The organism is Croceibacterium mercuriale (genome assembly GCF_000802385.1).
GTDB classification, from domain to species: Bacteria; Pseudomonadota; Alphaproteobacteria; order Sphingomonadales; family Sphingomonadaceae; genus Croceibacterium; species Croceibacterium mercuriale.
Genome location: NZ_JTDN01000001.1, coordinates 1,835,461 through 1,849,647 on the forward strand (window position 1 = coordinate 1,835,461; position 14,187 = coordinate 1,849,647).

18 protein-coding genes and 1 riboswitch are annotated in these 14,187 nt (G+C 64.7%); of the genes, 8 read left to right on the forward strand and 10 right to left on the reverse strand.

Annotation, left to right across the window (positions count from 1 at the left end; all coding sequences use genetic code 11):
* Positions 1–204: 204 nt before the first annotated feature.
* Complete coding sequence (locus tag PK98_RS17040) at positions 205–381, reverse strand: hypothetical protein (protein WP_161792421.1); 177 nt, start codon at positions 379–381, stop codon at positions 205–207.
* Positions 382–784: 403 nt separating this feature from the next.
* Here PK98_RS17040 and PK98_RS16335 point away from each other — a divergent pair, with 403 nt between their 5' ends.
* The gene (locus PK98_RS16335) at positions 785–1,609 is read left to right on the forward strand and encodes an FRG domain-containing protein (RefSeq protein WP_161792422.1); all 825 of its coding nucleotides are present in this window, start codon (positions 785–787) and stop codon (positions 1,607–1,609) included.
* Entirely contained in the window at positions 1,606–2,748 is a 1,143-nt protein-coding gene (locus PK98_RS16340) for a DUF262 domain-containing protein (protein ID WP_081996095.1), read from the forward strand. Before PK98_RS16335 ends, PK98_RS16340 begins: the two co-directional genes overlap by 4 nt.
* 78 nt (positions 2,749–2,826) lie before the next feature.
* On the opposite strand, the gene rpoH is transcribed toward PK98_RS16340, so the two are convergent.
* Both rpoH and PK98_RS08630 read right to left on the reverse strand, forming a co-directional pair.
* Positions 2,827–3,732, reverse strand: a complete 906-nt coding sequence (rpoH, locus tag PK98_RS08625) for an RNA polymerase sigma factor RpoH (RefSeq protein WP_081996096.1) — start codon at positions 3,730–3,732, stop codon at positions 2,827–2,829.
* A gap of 137 nt (positions 3,733–3,869) precedes the next feature.
* A complete protein-coding gene (locus tag PK98_RS08630) occupies positions 3,870–4,814 on the reverse strand; it encodes an RluA family pseudouridine synthase (RefSeq protein ID WP_039095783.1) in 945 nt (314 codons plus the stop codon).
* 17 nt (positions 4,815–4,831) lie between these two features.
* Here PK98_RS08630 and PK98_RS08635 point away from each other — a divergent pair, with 17 nt between their 5' ends.
* Genes PK98_RS08635 through PK98_RS08650 form a run of 4 tightly spaced genes read left to right on the forward strand, consistent with a single transcriptional unit; the run spans position 4,832 to position 7,101 of the window.
* Positions 4,832–5,227, forward strand: coding sequence for a M67 family metallopeptidase (locus PK98_RS08635; RefSeq protein WP_039095785.1), 396 nt, complete (start codon positions 4,832–4,834; stop codon positions 5,225–5,227).
* A gap of 11 nt (positions 5,228–5,238) precedes the next feature.
* Entirely contained in the window at positions 5,239–5,910 is a 672-nt protein-coding gene (locus tag PK98_RS08640) for a histidine phosphotransferase family protein (RefSeq protein WP_052208443.1), read from the forward strand.
* Positions 5,903–6,610 (forward strand): N-acetylmuramoyl-L-alanine amidase, encoded by a 708-nt coding sequence (locus PK98_RS08645; protein WP_039095787.1) that lies wholly within the window; start codon positions 5,903–5,905, stop codon positions 6,608–6,610. Before PK98_RS08640 ends, PK98_RS08645 begins: the two co-directional genes overlap by 8 nt.
* A gap of 11 nt (positions 6,611–6,621) precedes the next feature.
* Positions 6,622–7,101: a DUF892 family protein gene (locus tag PK98_RS08650; RefSeq protein ID WP_039095789.1), complete on the forward strand. Its 480-nt coding sequence runs from the start codon at positions 6,622–6,624 to the stop codon at positions 7,099–7,101.
* Positions 7,102–7,196: 95 nt separating this feature from the next.
* Here PK98_RS08650 and PK98_RS15965 read toward each other — a convergent pair whose 3' ends face one another.
* Entirely contained in the window at positions 7,197–7,673 is a 477-nt protein-coding gene (locus PK98_RS15965) for a hypothetical protein (protein WP_052208233.1), read from the reverse strand.
* Positions 7,674–8,013: 340 nt separating this feature from the next.
* On the opposite strand from PK98_RS15965, the gene PK98_RS08660 reads away from it, so the two are divergent.
* On the forward strand, positions 8,014–9,087 hold the full coding sequence (locus tag PK98_RS08660) for a type I restriction endonuclease (protein ID WP_039095791.1): 1,074 nt from the start codon (positions 8,014–8,016) through the stop codon (positions 9,085–9,087).
* An 8-nt stretch (positions 9,088–9,095) separates the two neighbouring features.
* On the opposite strand, the gene PK98_RS08665 is transcribed toward PK98_RS08660, so the two are convergent.
* The 4 genes from PK98_RS08665 to PK98_RS08675 form a co-directional block, all read right to left on the reverse strand.
* Complete coding sequence (locus PK98_RS08665) at positions 9,096–9,386, reverse strand: helix-turn-helix domain-containing protein (protein WP_039095793.1); 291 nt, start codon at positions 9,384–9,386, stop codon at positions 9,096–9,098.
* Positions 9,383–9,640 carry a type II toxin-antitoxin system RelE/ParE family toxin gene (locus tag PK98_RS08670; RefSeq protein WP_268745944.1) on the reverse strand — a complete coding sequence of 86 codons (258 nt, stop codon included), beginning with the start codon at positions 9,638–9,640 and terminating at the stop codon, positions 9,383–9,385. Before PK98_RS08670 ends, PK98_RS08665 begins: the two co-directional genes overlap by 4 nt.
* Positions 9,641–9,749: 109 nt before the next feature.
* A complete protein-coding gene (locus PK98_RS17215) occupies positions 9,750–9,905 on the reverse strand; it encodes a hypothetical protein (protein ID WP_162835549.1) in 156 nt (51 codons plus the stop codon).
* A gap of 43 nt (positions 9,906–9,948) precedes the next feature.
* Complete coding sequence (locus PK98_RS08675; protein WP_039096513.1) at positions 9,949–10,446, reverse strand: DUF2306 domain-containing protein; 498 nt, start codon at positions 10,444–10,446, stop codon at positions 9,949–9,951.
* Between the two features lie 258 nt (positions 10,447–10,704).
* On the opposite strand from PK98_RS08675, the gene PK98_RS08680 reads away from it, so the two are divergent.
* Entirely contained in the window at positions 10,705–11,124 is a 420-nt protein-coding gene (locus PK98_RS08680) for a hypothetical protein (RefSeq protein ID WP_039095795.1), read from the forward strand.
* A 51-nt stretch (positions 11,125–11,175) separates the two neighbouring features.
* Here the strand turns inward: PK98_RS08680 and thiC are convergent, their stop codons facing one another.
* Both thiC and PK98_RS08690 read right to left on the reverse strand, forming a co-directional pair.
* The gene (gene thiC / locus PK98_RS08685) at positions 11,176–13,032 is read right to left on the reverse strand and encodes a phosphomethylpyrimidine synthase ThiC (protein WP_039095797.1); all 1,857 of its coding nucleotides are present in this window, start codon (positions 13,030–13,032) and stop codon (positions 11,176–11,178) included.
* A gap of 47 nt (positions 13,033–13,079) precedes the next feature.
* A riboswitch (TPP riboswitch) is annotated at positions 13,080–13,187 on the reverse strand.
* Between the two features lie 33 nt (positions 13,188–13,220).
* Complete coding sequence (locus tag PK98_RS08690) at positions 13,221–14,099, reverse strand: MipA/OmpV family protein (protein ID WP_039095799.1); 879 nt, start codon at positions 14,097–14,099, stop codon at positions 13,221–13,223.
* Positions 14,100–14,187: the final 88 nt, after the last annotated feature.

Below are 14,187 nucleotides of genomic sequence, written 5' to 3' on the forward strand. Positions count from 1 at the left end.
TGACACAGGTGACGCCCATTCGCGTCGGCTTGCCCGATTTCGCGTCACGCTGGCGGCATCCGGTGTCACCTTGCCGCCGTCCGGTGTGACCCTGCACGGCGGCGGTGTCACCTTGCCGCCATCCGGCGTGACCCTGCGCAGCGGCAGCGTCACCTTGCCACATGGCGGTGTCACGCACCGCAGCAGCCGGTGTCGCGTTGCCGATCACCCGTGTAACCTTGCAGCGTGGCGCGCGTCACTGTGGCGCAGGCGCCAGGCGCTCTCCCGCGACAGGCCGAGCACCTGAGCCGCGCTACGCACGCAGCCGCCCTGCGCCAGCAAGGTGATGAACCGCGCCTGCCGCTCCGCCGTCCACCCGTCGCGCCGGGTGCGGACGGGCACGGGGAGGAAGGGCGGGAGCCTGAGGTAAGGCTGCCAGGGCCTCTGGCCCGGGCGGCTGGCGGCGCACCGAGGGCGGGCAGTGTTGCGGCGGTTGCTCATCGCCGGAGGCGGTAGGTATGGGAGGGGGGTGTAGGAAAGTGGTTTGCGGGTGAGATTGGGTCGCCTGCATTTAAAGCGAGCTTTGTCGCGGATCTGACAACCGGGCATCGAATTGCAATTAAGACCTTACTAGACCCTTTGCGTAGTGTGAGCATAACGAAACACGGCTGCCGTTCATCGGGATGATGAGATCGGCGTCATTGTTTGAGAAAGTCCACAAACTTGGCTAGACGAAGAGCGTGTTAACGGGGCAGTGTTTGTCGCGAGACAGAGGTCCGTTATTGTACCGCGGGAGAGATGTCATTTGACCGAGGCACAGGAGCAGAAGGCGGAGGATGGCGTACACCGAACAGTTACGTCGCTGCGCGAATTTGCGGATGAAGTTAGCATCCTTGCTGCCGAGGGCCGCACCATCTGGTTTCGCGGCGCGCGTGATGTCCGTCACGATCTTAGACCCGGACTATTTCGGCATCCCACTTTAACTCAGGCTACAGACTTGATCGACCTAGAGTGGCAGTTGCTCAACGATTACCGGCATCAGGCTCCGCCATTTAAGCCAAGCATCCCGGCTTCGGATCTCGAACTTTTGTTTGTTATGCAGCACTACAGAGTTCCAACCCGACTTCTGGATTGGACCGAAAATCCTTTTACTGCGCTATTTTTTGCTACGGAGAATGCGCGCGACGAGGATCCTGGAAGCGAACTCGACGCTGCCGTGTGGGTAATCAACCCTATAGAGTTAAATAGAAAAACGTTTCCTAATCGGGTTAATGCGGCTCGCGTTCTTGGAGCTTACGCAAAAGATATTCAGGGACTTCTACCAGCGCCCACAGTCGAGGGAATCGAGATTACGACGCCCTGCGCAATCTACGGAGTTCATAACACCCCCCGCATTGTCGCCCAGCGAGGTTCATTCATACTTTATGGCCGCGACACATCTTCAATGGAGGATCAAGTATCCCTCAATCTTATGAACGATAATGTGTTGAGAAAAATAGTCGTGACCGGCCCGAGCAAGAGAGAAATCTTCTCCCACCTCTTCAATATGGGCATCTCAGACTCGGTCGTGTATCCTGACCTAGACGGTCTTAGCCGAGAGATCCGAAACCGGCGCGGGTTTTTAAAATGAGCATGATTGTTCGGGAGATCGAACCCCGAAGCCTTAGAGACTGGTGGTTTGAGGAGCGGAGCATCGACTTCGCGCCAGTCTACCAGCGTAAGGGTTCTATCTGGGGGGTAGCAACTCAACAACGCTTGATCGATACCGTGCTAAACGGTTTTGATATACCTAAGGTTTATCTGGCCGACTTCACGCGGAGTGAACGCACGCTTGATATGAAAGGGCTTCCGTATGCTGTCATCGACGGAAAGCAGCGTTTACAAGCGCTTTTTGCGTTCTTTTCAGGGCGACTAACACTTTCGCGACAGTTTGTCCTCTTTGACCAACCGGCCCGCAATCTTGGTGGCCTAGACTATAGCAAGCTCGTGCGGGACCATCCGGATATAGCAGAGCGCTTTGCCAATTTTCGCCTAACTGTAATGGGAGTTGTCACTTCTGACGAAAAAAACATCAACGAACTATTCCTCCGGCTAAACACAAGCAGCCCGCTCACCGGCGCTGAAAAGCGCAATGCCATGCTAGGTACGGTACCTGACCTTATCCGACGGCTAGTGGAACACTCATTCTTCCGCGAGAAAGTACGGTTTACTACGCTTCGTGGACAGGACGCCAACGCTGCTGCTAAACTTTTGCTTCTGGAACACGCCGGAGGTGCATTCGATACAAAAAAGACTCAGCTTGACCGACTTGTGGCTGACCCGGCGCGCATGCGCGCGACCGCTAAAAGCCGAGCCGAAGAGGTGGATCTCGCGATCGGCGGATTTGTGGAGGCGATCGAGGACACGGAGAATGTAGACATCTCTCACTCGGCAGACCGCGTCGAGCAGGCCTTGGACCGGCTCGCTCCCTTGTTTCGTTCGAAAGATCCGCTGCTCGCCGCTCAAGCACAAATACCAATTATCTATTTGCTAGCAGGTCAACTCGACCATAAAGAATTGCTTAGCCTTCGAGCCTTCCTCAGGCGGTTCCAGCGGCTGCGCGAGATCAACCGCCGCCTTTCACCCGAAGACCCTGCCCGTGATCCAGAACTCACGCAGTTCGAACTGATGAACCGCAGCAGCAACGACCAAGCATCGATTGATGGTCGCTATCGGATAATTTTGCATCGCTTTAAGGCAGAGTTCTACCTCAACCCAATTCTAGGCTGATAGGATCAGCGCCACATCTTAGAAAAAGGGCGGCCCTCGCAGGCCGCCCTCTCATAACCTCAGCACTGAAACCAAGCCTCAGGCCATCGCGGGCATCAGCTTCTCGCCGGCGATCCGCTGCATGGCCTTCTGCACCTTCTCGAAGGCGCGCACCTCGATCTGGCGAATGCGTTCGCGGCTGACGTCGTAGACCTGGCTCAGCTCCTCCAGGGTCTGCGGATCGTCGGTCAGGCGGCGTTCGGTCAGGATGTGCTTCTCCCGATCGTTCAGCCCGTCCATCGCCTCCACCAGCATGGCATGGCGGACGGAGGATTCCTGCGCCTCGGCCACGACGTGGTCCTGCAGCGGGCGGTCGTCGGTCAGCCAGTCCTGCCACTGGCCGCCGCCTTCCTCATCCGCGCGCATGGAGACGTTCAGCGAGGCATCGCCGCCCATCAGCATGCGGCGGTTCATGTTGATGACCTCCTGCTCCGGCACGCCCAGGTCGGTCGCGATCTTGGCGACGTCGTCCGGGTGCATGTCGGAATCCTCGTAGGCCTCCAGCTGCTTCTTCATGCGGCGCAGGTTGAAGAACAGCTTCTTCTGCGCGGCGGTGGTGCCCATCTTGACCAGCGACCAGCTGCGCAGGATGTATTCCTGGATGGACGCCTTGATCCACCACATGGCGTAGGTCGCCAGGCGGAAGCCGCGATCGGGCTCGAACTTCTTGACGCCCTGCATCAGACCGACATTGCCTTCGGAGATCAGGTCGCTGACCGGCAGGCCGTAGCCGCGGTAACCCATGGCGATCTTGGCCACTAGGCGCAGGTGGCTGGTCACCAGTTGCGCGGCGGCCTCCCGATCCTCATGTTCCTGATAGCGCTTGGCGAGCATGTATTCCTGCTCGGGCTTCAGCACCGGGAATTTCTTGATCTGCGACAGGTAGCGGTTGAGGCTCTGTTCGCCCCCGAGTGCCGGCACTGTCAGCTTGCGTTGCTCGCTCATGTATCCAGTTTCCTGTAACCTTTGTCGGCTGTTTGGTTCGCGGACCCCGATCGGGCATCCGGCAGGACCCAGCCACTTATGTCCTCAACGGTCTTATATACCGACCGATCCTGAAATCACCCTTCGTTTCGTCGATCTTATTGACCGCATTCGTCGATTAGTCGGCGCATGTCGGGCGGCAGCGGGCTGCTGAAATGCAGCGACTCGCCGCTGACCGGATGGACGAAGCCGAGCTGCTGCGCGTGCAGTGCCTGGCGCGCGAAGCCGAGGCTGCGCAGGATCGGGCGGGTGGTGGCGTTGGCACGTCCATATAACGGATCCCCCAATAGCGGATGACCGATTGACAGCAGGTGAACCCGGACCTGGTGGGTGCGACCGGTTTCCAGCCGGCACTCGATCAGGGCGGCGCCGTGCAGCCGTTCCAGGGTCTTGTAGTGGGTGACGGCGTGTTTGCCGCGCGAGGAATCCTTGGGCAGCACAGCCATCTTCTTGCGGTCGGCATCGGAACGACCCAGCCGCGTGACGATCGTGCCGGCGGGCGGCTGCGGGTGGCCGGTGGTGACGGCCAGGTAGGCACGGATGATGGAATGGTCGGCGAACTGGCGGGCGAGGCCTTCGTGCGCGCGGTCGCTCTTGGCCACGACCAGCAGGCCGGAGGTATCCTTGTCGATCCGGTGGACGATGCCGGGCCGGGCGACGCCGCCGATGCCCGACAGCTGCCCCGCGCAATGGTGCAGCAGGGCGTTGACCAGCGTGCCGTCCGGATTGCCGGCGGCGGGATGGACGACCATGCCGGCGGGCTTGTCCACCACCAGCAGGTCGGCATCCTCGTGCACGATGGTGAGCGGGATGGCCTGCGGGGCGGCGTGCGGGTCGGTGGCCGGGGGCAGGCGGATGGCGAAGGCGGTGCCGGCGGCGGGTCTGGCGGTGGGCGAGGTAGCGGGTGCGTCGTTCACGGTGATCGCGCCTTCGGCCAGCAGCGCCTTGACCCGTTCGCGCGACAGGCCGCTCGCCTCCGCCAGCGCCTTGTCCAGCCGCTGGCCGCCCGCCAGCGTGCCGGTGATTGTGTCCGCGTCGTCCATGGCTATGGCTGTGCCGCATGGAATGGACGGTCACAAGCGCCGTGCTGGCGATGCTGCGGGCGGAGGCGGCCGCCGCGCATCCGCTGGAATGCTGCGGCCTGCTGCTGGGCCGGGGCGGTGCGATCACGCAGGCGGTGCCGGCGGCCAATGTGGCGGCGGAGCCGTGGCACCGGTTCGAGATCGACCCGGCGGCGCTGATTGCCGCGCACCGGGCGGCGCGGGCGGGCGGGCCGCAGGTGCTGGGTTACTACCACTCGCACCCGGTTGGCGAGGCGCGGCCGTCCGCCACCGACCAGGCGCAGGCGGCGGGAGACGGGCGGGTGTGGGCGATCGTCGCGGGGTGCGACGTATGCTGGTGGCGGGACGACGAGCCGGGCTTTGCGCCGCTTCCCTGTTCGGTCACGGAAAGCTAAGGGCGGCAATGATGAACGCCCAACCCGATCTCGCCGCCCTGCTCTGCTCCCGCCTGTGTCACGATCTTGTCAGCCCGGTCGCCGCCTTCGGCAACGGGCTGGAGCTGCTGGAACACGAGAACGACCCGGCCATGCGCGACAGCTGCACGCAGCTGCTGGCGCAGAGTGCGCGGGTGGCGGCGGACAAGCTGACCTTCTTCCGCTACGCCTTCGGCGCGGCCGGCTCCAGCGTGCAGGAGATGCCGGTGGCCGAGATGCGGGAGCTGATCACCGCGCTGGCCGCCAGCGGGCGCGACGTGGCGCTGGACTGGGGCATCGCGGCGGAGACGCTGCCGGGCCCGGCGGCCAAGCTGCTGCTGAACATGGCGGCGATCGGCCTGGACACGCTGGTGCGTGGCGGGGTGCTGGCCATCGCGGCGGAGCGGCGCGGCAGCGAGGTGGAGATCGCCATCCGGGCGGAAGGCGCGCGCATCGCGATGGACCGCGACATCGGCCGCGCGCTGGACGGCACCCTGCCCCCGCACCAGCTGTCCGCCCGCACCGCCCCGGCGGCGCTGGTGCGCCAGCTGGCACAGGCGCATGGCGGCACTGTGCAGCAGGCGCAGGGCGATGGCGTGCTGGTGATGGGCGCCACCATCGGTGCGTCGACCGAGGTACCGGCGGACGACTGGGCCGATGACTGAGGACGAGCTTGTCCAGCGGGAGATCCCCTCCCCCAACTGGAACGAGCGCACCGGCGCCATCGCCATGGTGGTGCTGCATTATACCGAGATGCCGTTCGATGCGGCGCTGGCCCGCCTGACCGATCCGGCGGCCGAGGTCAGCGCGCATTACCTGATCAGCGAGGCGGGCGAGGTCACCCGGCTGGTGGCAGAGGACAAGCGCGCCTGGCATGCCGGGGCCAGCTTCTGGCGCGGCATCCGCAACGTCAATTCCGCCAGCATCGGGATCGAGCTGGAGCATCCGGGCCATGCCGGCGGGTACCGCCCCTTCGCGCCGGCGCAGATCGACGCGCTGCTGCCGCTGCTGGCGCGGATCGTGCAGGCGCATGACATTCCGCGCGCCAACGTAGTCGCCCATTCGGACGTCGCCCCCACCCGCAAGATCGATCCGGGCGAGCTGTTCCCGTGGGACCGGCTGGCCGCCCACCGCCTGTGCCTGCCCCGGCCCGACCGGCTGGACCTGGGCGATCCGTTCGACAATGACGGCGCCTTCATGCTGGCGCTGGAGCGGTTCGGATACGACATCACCGACAGCCACAAGGTCGTGGAGGCGTTCCAGCGGCGGTGGCGGCCGGAACGGATCGACGGCATCGTGGATGGCGAGATCCGCGCGATCCTGTTCCAGCTGCTGGTGGATCGCGACCGGGGCCATACCAGATAGGAGCGCCGGGGATGCCGCAGGTCGATAGTGCCCGGGGGCTGCTGGTCGAGGCGCTGCAGGACATGGCCGATGCCGCGCGCGCGCTGGCGGAGCGGGGCGACGGGCTGGCCGACGCAGTGAATGACGATGCGCTGCGGATGCTGATCGTGGCCGATGTGCGTGCCGCGGCGCGCGAGGCGGGGGCGCTGATCGACCTGCTGACCGGGCTGGGCGCGGCGGCGGGCGGTGCGGACAATATCTGGCTGCGCGCGATCCTGGACGATGCCGGGCGCGACACCGAAACGGAGGCACGCGGCCGCTGGCGCGACGTCGCGCTGGTGGGCGCGCTGCGCAAGGGCAAGCAGGCGCAGCGGGTCAGCCACGAGACCGCGCTGGCGCTGGCGGAGCATCTGGGCGACGCCGAGATGGCGGCGGTGCTGCGCGGCCTGCGGGACGATGCGGCGCTGATGGATACTGCGCTGGCGGAGCGGTTGCACGCGCTGACGGGGTGACACAGGTTGCACCCCTGCGCGTCGGCTTGGCCGGATTTCCCGTCTGCTTGATCCCGCCTGGCGACACCGTGCCGGCGCTGGTGTCGCCTTGACGGTCACACGCTGACGCCTTGCGCGCCATGGCTGTCGCTGTTCCTGCCGGACGCGTCACTTTGCCGGAGCGCGGCGTCACCTCGGGACGGGATGCGGTCGCCCTGCCGCGCGGTGTCGTCCCCTTGCAGCCACGGCAGTCCTTGCGCGAACCATCGCGCATCCGCCTGCCGGCGACGCGTGGCGGCTTGCCGCGTCTCCGCCCGACTGGGCACCAGCGCGGCCCGCTCCATCCCGGCGGCGAGCGCCCGCGGCCAGGCCTGCGCCATGGTCAGCGAGCGGTCGCGCAGGCGATAGGCCGATTGCCGGGTCATGCCGACGCTGCGCGCGGCCCGCGCGACATTGCCGTGCCGGGCGAGGTCATCGAGGAAGGCGAGCGCCTTGGCTGGCGTCCAGCGGTACTGGTCGTGCGGGTGCGGATCGGGGTGGCGGGTGCGGGGCGGTGCGGCTGGCGAAGGGGCGCCAGGCGGGGGCGTGGTCATGGGCGCGCTTTGGGCAGATTGGCGGCGTGTAGGAAAACGGTTTGCTGAAGGTCCGCGAGCAAGCATCGCGCCCTGGCGTGCCTCCGGGTATGGTCTTGTCGCGTACACACGATTGGGAGCGCCTGTGCGAGTATGCCGCAGACGAGGAGGATGTGCCGGAATCAATCGCCATCATGCCGGATCGAGACCGGCGAGTGCTTTGGCTTGTGCAAGATGCGGTGCAAGTTTGCGGCGGCGTTGTATGCGCCAGTCTTGGCGCGCGAAGAGGAAGTGAGGCAATAATCATGCTTGCCCCAAGGTAACCACCTCGTCATCCTGCATTGGCAACAAAGGGAAAATTATGGACCTTGCTACGCGGCTGGCTGAATTGCAAAAGCGCACGATCGAACATCGCGAGGTGCTGCTGACAGAAGAGGCGGCAAAGACCGCTTTGGTGATGCCCTTTCTACAATCACTCGGATACGACGTTTTCAACCCTAAAGAGGTTGTTCCAGAGTTCACAGCAGACGTCGGCATCAAAAAGGGCGAGAAGGTTGATTACGCCATTTGCAACAATGGTGCAGTTAACATTCTAATCGAGTGCAAACCGGCTTCAGCCGATTTGAACGTTCATCATGCTTCCCAGCTATTTCGCTACTTCAGCGTGACTGATGCCCGGTTGGCCATTCTCACCAACGGCGTTAACTACCAGTTTTACTCCGATGTAGAAAAACCAAACAAGATGGATGAACGCCCGTTCTTCATCTTTAGCATGGATGCGATAAAACCATCCGACGTTCGGACGTTGGAAAAGTTCGCCAAGACCGGCTTCGATGTTGAGCAGATCATTCAGGAGGCTGGCAACCTGAAGCTCCAGTCCCTTCTCCGGAAAGCAGTCGAGCAAGAGTTTTCAGAGCCTTCGGAAGAATTGACCCGTATGTTCGCTGGACGGGTTGTTGAGGGACGACTGACACCTGCCAGCAAGGAGATGATTGCGCGCCTGATCCCAAATACCATTGCCTCAATTATTCGGGACAGAGTCAATGAGCGCCTCTCGTCAGCGCTGAACGCGACAACACCCGCGATGGCAGAGCCAGAAGAGGCAACGTCCGAGATTCCGGAAGAGGCAATTATCACCACTCAAGAGGAATTGAGTGGGTACCATATCGTCCAGGCAATTGCCTCCCGTCTCGTGGACCCGAAGCGGATCACCATCCGGGACAGCAAGTCATATTGCGCGATATTGCTGGATGACAACAATCGGAAAACGATTGCGCGCATGTGGTTTAACTCTCCAACGACAAAGTACTTTGGCACCTTTGCCGGCAAAGACGAGACCAAGCACCTGATGCCCGAGTTGACCGGCATCTATCGTCTAGTTTCGCAGATCGAGAGCCGTCTTCATGAACTTGATGACGCGTTGGAAAAGGGGTGACGCGAGAGTTATCTCGCTTCCAGAGCAATCCGCAGCCTGCTCCCCGTCGCCGCTGCGAGCTTCTCCAGCGTCGCCACTGATGGCAGCGCCTTGCCACTCTCCAGTCGGGCCACGGCGCTCTGGCTCGTTCCCATCCGCTCAGCCAATTGCGCTTGCGTCAGACCGGCGCGGGCGCGGGCTTCGATGAGCTGAGCGGCAAGGGCGAACTCATCCGCCAGTGCTTCGTATTCGCGGGTGAAGGCTGGATCCTTGCGCCACTCGGCAACGGCTGCCTTTGCGGGGATGGATCTGCGGCTCATTCGACCTCCTTCGCCCGTTCGAGGGCCAGACTGATCTCCCGGCGCGGGGTCTTCTGCGTCTTCTTGGCGAAGCTCCGCAGCACGACCACGCGCCGGCCGGTGGCAGTTACATAAAGCGAGCGAGCGATGCCATCGCGCCCCTTCATCCGCATTTCCCAGAGCTTGCCCTGGAGATGCTTGATGTGAGGCTCGCCGACACGCTCCAGCCCATGTCCTTCGATCAGGTCCACGATGCGGGCAACGCGCGCCTTGATGTGGCCGGCATGGCTTCGAGTTCTGCTAACGCGGTGTCATCGAGGAATTCGACTGTCCAAGCCTTATATATCTTTTTTGATATGTTACAAGCCGGGCCGCCAGCGCGACCTACCCCTTCGTCTTCCCCTTATGCGCAGCAAGCAGGCGGTCCAGTTCCACGATGCGCATGCGCTCGAGGGAGGTCTTGGGGAGGCCCTTGAGGCGACAGGTCGCCCACAGGGCCTTGCGCTCGGATTCCAGCGCCTTGAGGTAAAGATCGGCCATGGCGTGTGTTTGCCGCCAATGCCGCCGATGTAAAGCGCGGCGCTTATCCGAACAGCCAGGTGCCCATCAGCCGGCCGAACGGGAAGGTGAAGAAACCCGCGATCAGCAGGGCGCCCGTCACCATCCCGCGGACTGCGCTGCGATGGCGTGCCCAGCGGTGCGTGCGCGCGGTCCAGATGATCAGCGGCACCTGCAACAGGGTGAAGGCCGACAGCAGGTGGATGACGCTGAACCCGCCATCGGGTGCGGTCCGCACCAGGAAGCTGACGGCAGCGGTAAGGAACAGGGCGGCGGCCCAGACCCAGCCCAGCCGGCGATGGCGCCGGTCGCCGCGCGGACGCAGCAGCATGACCGGCGTGAGCGCCAGCGCGACGAGGATGGTGAGGATGTGGACCCACAGCGCCGCCGGGAGCTGCGCCCATTGGCCGAAGCCGCGGGCCAGGGCGACCAGCACCGCCAGCAGCAGCACTGCTGCCCCGGCGGCGAGCACCCGGTCGAAGGTGGTGGGCGCAAGCAGGCTGCGGTCGGCGCGATCCCGCACCCCGCCCCGCCGGGCGACCGGCCCAGCGTCAGGCGGCGGAGGCAGGGCCGTCACCGGGTCAATCCTGATCGCATCCGCCGGCCCCGTCATGCCACTCGCTGCCCCCGTCCAGGAACCCGGCCGAAACCTGCGTCCTGCGCGCCGGTCCGTCAATGGCCGCGGGTCTGCAGTGCCCCTGCCGTGGCGGCGTACAGGGAAACCAACGCGGCGCGTCCTCGTTCGCCCTGTATCCCACAACAGCGCAGAGGAGCCTTTGCCATGAAGTTCGCCACCCTTGCCGCCCTGTCGTCGCTCGCCCTGAGCGTGGCGGCGTGTCAGTCCGAAGCCGAGAAGCAGGCGGATGCGATGGAGGACACGGTCGAGCGTCAGGCCGATGCCAGCGCCGCCGCATCCGGCGATGCGCAGGTGGCGCTGGGCCTGACCGAGCGGCAGTTGCTGGATGCCGACCTCGTCACCGCCGACGGCACGGAGCTGGGCGATGTCGCGCAGGTGCGCCGCAGCGGCAGCACCGTCGAAGGCCTGCTGGTCGAGATCGAGGACAGCAACCCCGATCGCTACGTGATGGTGCCGTTGGCCGGGCTGAGCACGCGGGCCGACGGCAACGACACGGATGTACAGACCAGCATGACGGCCGCGCAGCTGGCCGCGCTGCCGACGGCGACGCTCGCCACCAACTGATGGCGTGAGGGGGGCGGGGGCGGCCGTTCGCGGCCCCCCCCGCTGCCCCGGTCAGTCCTGCTCGCGCCCGTTGGCGCCGATATAGAGCTCGTTGCCGCCTTCGCGGTACTTCTCGCTCATCGCGGCCATGCCGGCTTCCGCCTCCTCCACCGCCACGAAGGTCTGGATCGGGGCGTTCTGCTTCGCCGCGAAGTCGCGCACTTCCTGCGTGATCTTCATGGAGCAGAACTTCGGCCCGCACATGGAGCAGAAATGCGCCGTCTTGGCGCCTTCGGCCGGCAGGGTCTGGTCGTGGTACTGTTCCGCCGTTTCCGGATCGAGGCTGAGATTGAACTGGTCGCGCCAGCGGAACTCGAACCGGGCGCGGCTGAGCGCATCGTCACGCACCTGCGCCGCCGGGTGGCCCTTCGCCAGGTCGGCGGCATGGGCGGCCAGCTTGTAGGTGACGACGCCGACCTTCACATCGTCGCGATCGGGCAGGCCCAGGTGCTCCTTGGGCGTGACGTAGCAGAGCATGGCGGTGCCGTACCAGCCGATCTGCGCCGCGCCGATGCCGCTGGTGATGTGGTCGTAACCCGGCGCGATGTCGGTGACGAGGGGCCCGAGGGTGTAGAACGGCGCCTCCCCGCAGGCTTCCAGCTGCTTGGTCATGTTCTCCTTTATCTTGTGCATCGGGACATGGCCCGGCCCTTCGATCATGACCTGCACGTCCTGCGCCCAGGCGCGCTTCGTCAGTTCGCCCAGCGTGTAGAGTTCGGCGAACTGCGCCTCGTCATTGGCGTCGGCGATGGAGCCGGGGCGCAGTCCGTCGCCCAGCGAGTAGGCAATGTCGTAGGCGGCGCAGATCTCGGTGATCTCGTCGAAATGTTCGTACAGGAAGCTCTCGCGGTGGTGGGACAGGCACCACTTGGCCATGATCGACCCGCCGCGCGACACGATGCCGGTGACGCGTTTCGCAGTCATCGGGATGTAGGGCAGGCGCACGCCGGCATGGATGGTGAAGTAGTCGACGCCCTGCTCCGCCTGTTCGATCAACGTGTCGCGGAAGATCTCCCAGGTCAGGTCCTCCGCAATGCCGCCGACCTTTTCCAGCGCCTGATAGATGGGGACGGTGCCGATGGGGACCGGGCTGTTGCGGATGATCCATTCGCGGGTGTCGTGGATGTTGCGCCCGGTGCTAAGGTCCATGACGGTGTCGGCGCCCCAGCGGATCGACCAGACGAGCTTGTCCACCTCCGCCGCGACATCGGACGCCACCGCGCTGTTGCCGATATTGGCGTTGATCTTGACCAGGAAGTTGCGGCCGATCGCCATCGGTTCGCATTCGGGGTGGTTGACGTTCGACGGGATGATGGCGCGGCCACGGGCGAGTTCGTCCCGGACGAACTCGGGGGTGACGTATTCGGGAATCTCGGCACCCCAGCTGTTGCCGTCCATTTCCTTGCGGACGAATTCGCGGCCCAAATTCTCGCGCTCGGCAACGTACTCCATCTCAGGCGTGATGATGCCGCGGCGGGCGTAGTGCATCTGGCTGATGTTGCCGCCGGCTTTCGCGCGCAAGGGGCGGCGGATGGTGTTGGGGTAGGCGGGCACGCCAGCGGAGCGGTCAGGGCCCTTGAGGCCGTTATCCTCCGGCTGCACCTCGCGCGCGTCATACGCCTCCACGTCGCCGCGGGCCATCTGCCAGGGGCGGCGCAACAGGGGCAGGCCGGTGGCGATGTCGATGGTGGCGGCGGGGTCGGTGTAGGGGCCGGAGGTGTCGTAGACCCGCACCGGCGGTTCGCCGCAGGAGGGTTCCAGCACGATCTCGCGCATTGCGACGCGATGCGGGCCGACATGGATCTTGCGCGATCCGCGGATCGGGCCGGTCGTTACGCCGATTTCCAGCGGGGAATTGATGTCGGCCATGCACGCTCTCCGTTTCTTCGGAGAAAAGGTGCGGAAAGCCGGATTGCGCCTGTGCCGCCGCCCTTCCCTCCGCCCGTATTAACGGGTTCAGGTTCGACGGGTCGTGGGATGCCAGCCCCACCTCTCAGCCATGGCAGGCTCCCCGAGGGTGCAACCAGGATAGGCCGCACCCCCCGGGCATGCAAGCGTCAGAACGTGTAGGCCAGACCGATCCCGCCGACCCACTGGTCCGCGCTGCCGCGGATGCTGGTGAACGGCGTGTCCTCCGCCGAGCCGAACAGCCGGTTGTAGCTGGCGAGACCGACGATCGCGAGGCCGCCATCGGTGATGTCGCCGTTGAGATCGAACCCGGCGACCAGGTTGACGCCGGCCGACTTGAAGCCGCCATCCGCGTCATAGACCGGCAGACCGGTGATCGCCGCATCGCCCGGGGTCACGCCATAATAGTAGTCGGCGTAGGAATCATCGACCCATTCGGTGCTGACGTTCAGCGCCGCGAAGATGCCGCGGCTGAGCGGGGTGAGGTAGCTGACGCCCGGCGTGATCACCATGCCGTCATGCGCGCCGGCCACGTCCCACACGACGTCTGAACTGACAGTCAGGCGGTCATACGGGTGCAGCACCTGCGAGAAGGTGATGCCGGCATTGGCGCCGACCTCGACTGCCAGATCCTGGTCAGCCAGCCGCTCGACGATGTCGTCCTTGACGTCGCCGTCCCGCCCGAAACGCAGCCGGGCGACCGGCCCGAGCTGGAACTGCACGTTGCCAGCCGTGTCGTAATCGCTGATCAGGTCGAGTGCGACGCCGCCCGCACGCGGGGCGATGCCGATGCCGCCCAGCCGGCCGGCGATCGCCGGCACCGGGGTCACGACATAATCGTCCGAACCTTCGTAGGTCGGCACCAGACCGACACCTGCGCCGATGATGAAGAAGTCGCCGTCGAGAACGCCTGCGTCCACCTGCTCGGGTGCCGGCAGCGGCCCGGAGGCGGTGGCCACGTCCTGCGCGACGGCGGGCATGGCAATCAGCGCGGCCAGAATGCCGGCGCCGGTAAGGATCTTTCGCATGTTGTCTGTAGGCCCCTGGATGATGGGCGCGAAACGCACGTCCAGCTACTCTGTTCCTGCTGCCCATACGGCGAACCGTGCATTGCCA

What these genes read in the sequence shown, in the direction of transcription:
- PK98_RS16340 (WP_081996095.1), top strand. Translation starts at nt 1,606, where the DNA reads ATGAGCATGATTGTTCGGGAGATCGAACCCCGAAGCCTTAGAGACTGG.
- rpoH (WP_081996096.1), bottom strand. Translation starts at nt 3,732, where the DNA reads ATGAGCGAGCAACGCAAGCTGACAGTGCCGGCACTCGGGGGCGAACAG.
- PK98_RS08630 (WP_039095783.1), bottom strand. Translation starts at nt 4,814, where the DNA reads ATGGACGACGCGGACACAATCACCGGCACGCTGGCGGGCGGCCAGCGG.
- PK98_RS08635 (WP_039095785.1), top strand. Translation starts at nt 4,832, where the DNA reads ATGGAATGGACGGTCACAAGCGCCGTGCTGGCGATGCTGCGGGCGGAG.
- PK98_RS08640 (WP_052208443.1), top strand. Translation starts at nt 5,239, where the DNA reads ATGAACGCCCAACCCGATCTCGCCGCCCTGCTCTGCTCCCGCCTGTGT.
- PK98_RS08645 (WP_039095787.1), top strand. Translation starts at nt 5,903, where the DNA reads ATGACTGAGGACGAGCTTGTCCAGCGGGAGATCCCCTCCCCCAACTGG.
- PK98_RS08650 (WP_039095789.1), top strand. Translation starts at nt 6,622, where the DNA reads ATGCCGCAGGTCGATAGTGCCCGGGGGCTGCTGGTCGAGGCGCTGCAG.
- PK98_RS15965 (WP_052208233.1), bottom strand. Translation starts at nt 7,673, where the DNA reads ATGACCACGCCCCCGCCTGGCGCCCCTTCGCCAGCCGCACCGCCCCGC.
- PK98_RS08660 (WP_039095791.1), top strand. Translation starts at nt 8,014, where the DNA reads ATGGACCTTGCTACGCGGCTGGCTGAATTGCAAAAGCGCACGATCGAA.
- PK98_RS08665 (WP_039095793.1), bottom strand. Translation starts at nt 9,386, where the DNA reads ATGAGCCGCAGATCCATCCCCGCAAAGGCAGCCGTTGCCGAGTGGCGC.
- PK98_RS17215 (WP_162835549.1), bottom strand. Translation starts at nt 9,905, where the DNA reads ATGGCCGATCTTTACCTCAAGGCGCTGGAATCCGAGCGCAAGGCCCTG.
- PK98_RS08680 (WP_039095795.1), top strand. Translation starts at nt 10,705, where the DNA reads ATGAAGTTCGCCACCCTTGCCGCCCTGTCGTCGCTCGCCCTGAGCGTG.
- thiC (WP_039095797.1), bottom strand. Translation starts at nt 13,032, where the DNA reads ATGGCCGACATCAATTCCCCGCTGGAAATCGGCGTAACGACCGGCCCG.
- PK98_RS08690 (WP_039095799.1), bottom strand. Translation starts at nt 14,099, where the DNA reads ATGCGAAAGATCCTTACCGGCGCCGGCATTCTGGCCGCGCTGATTGCC.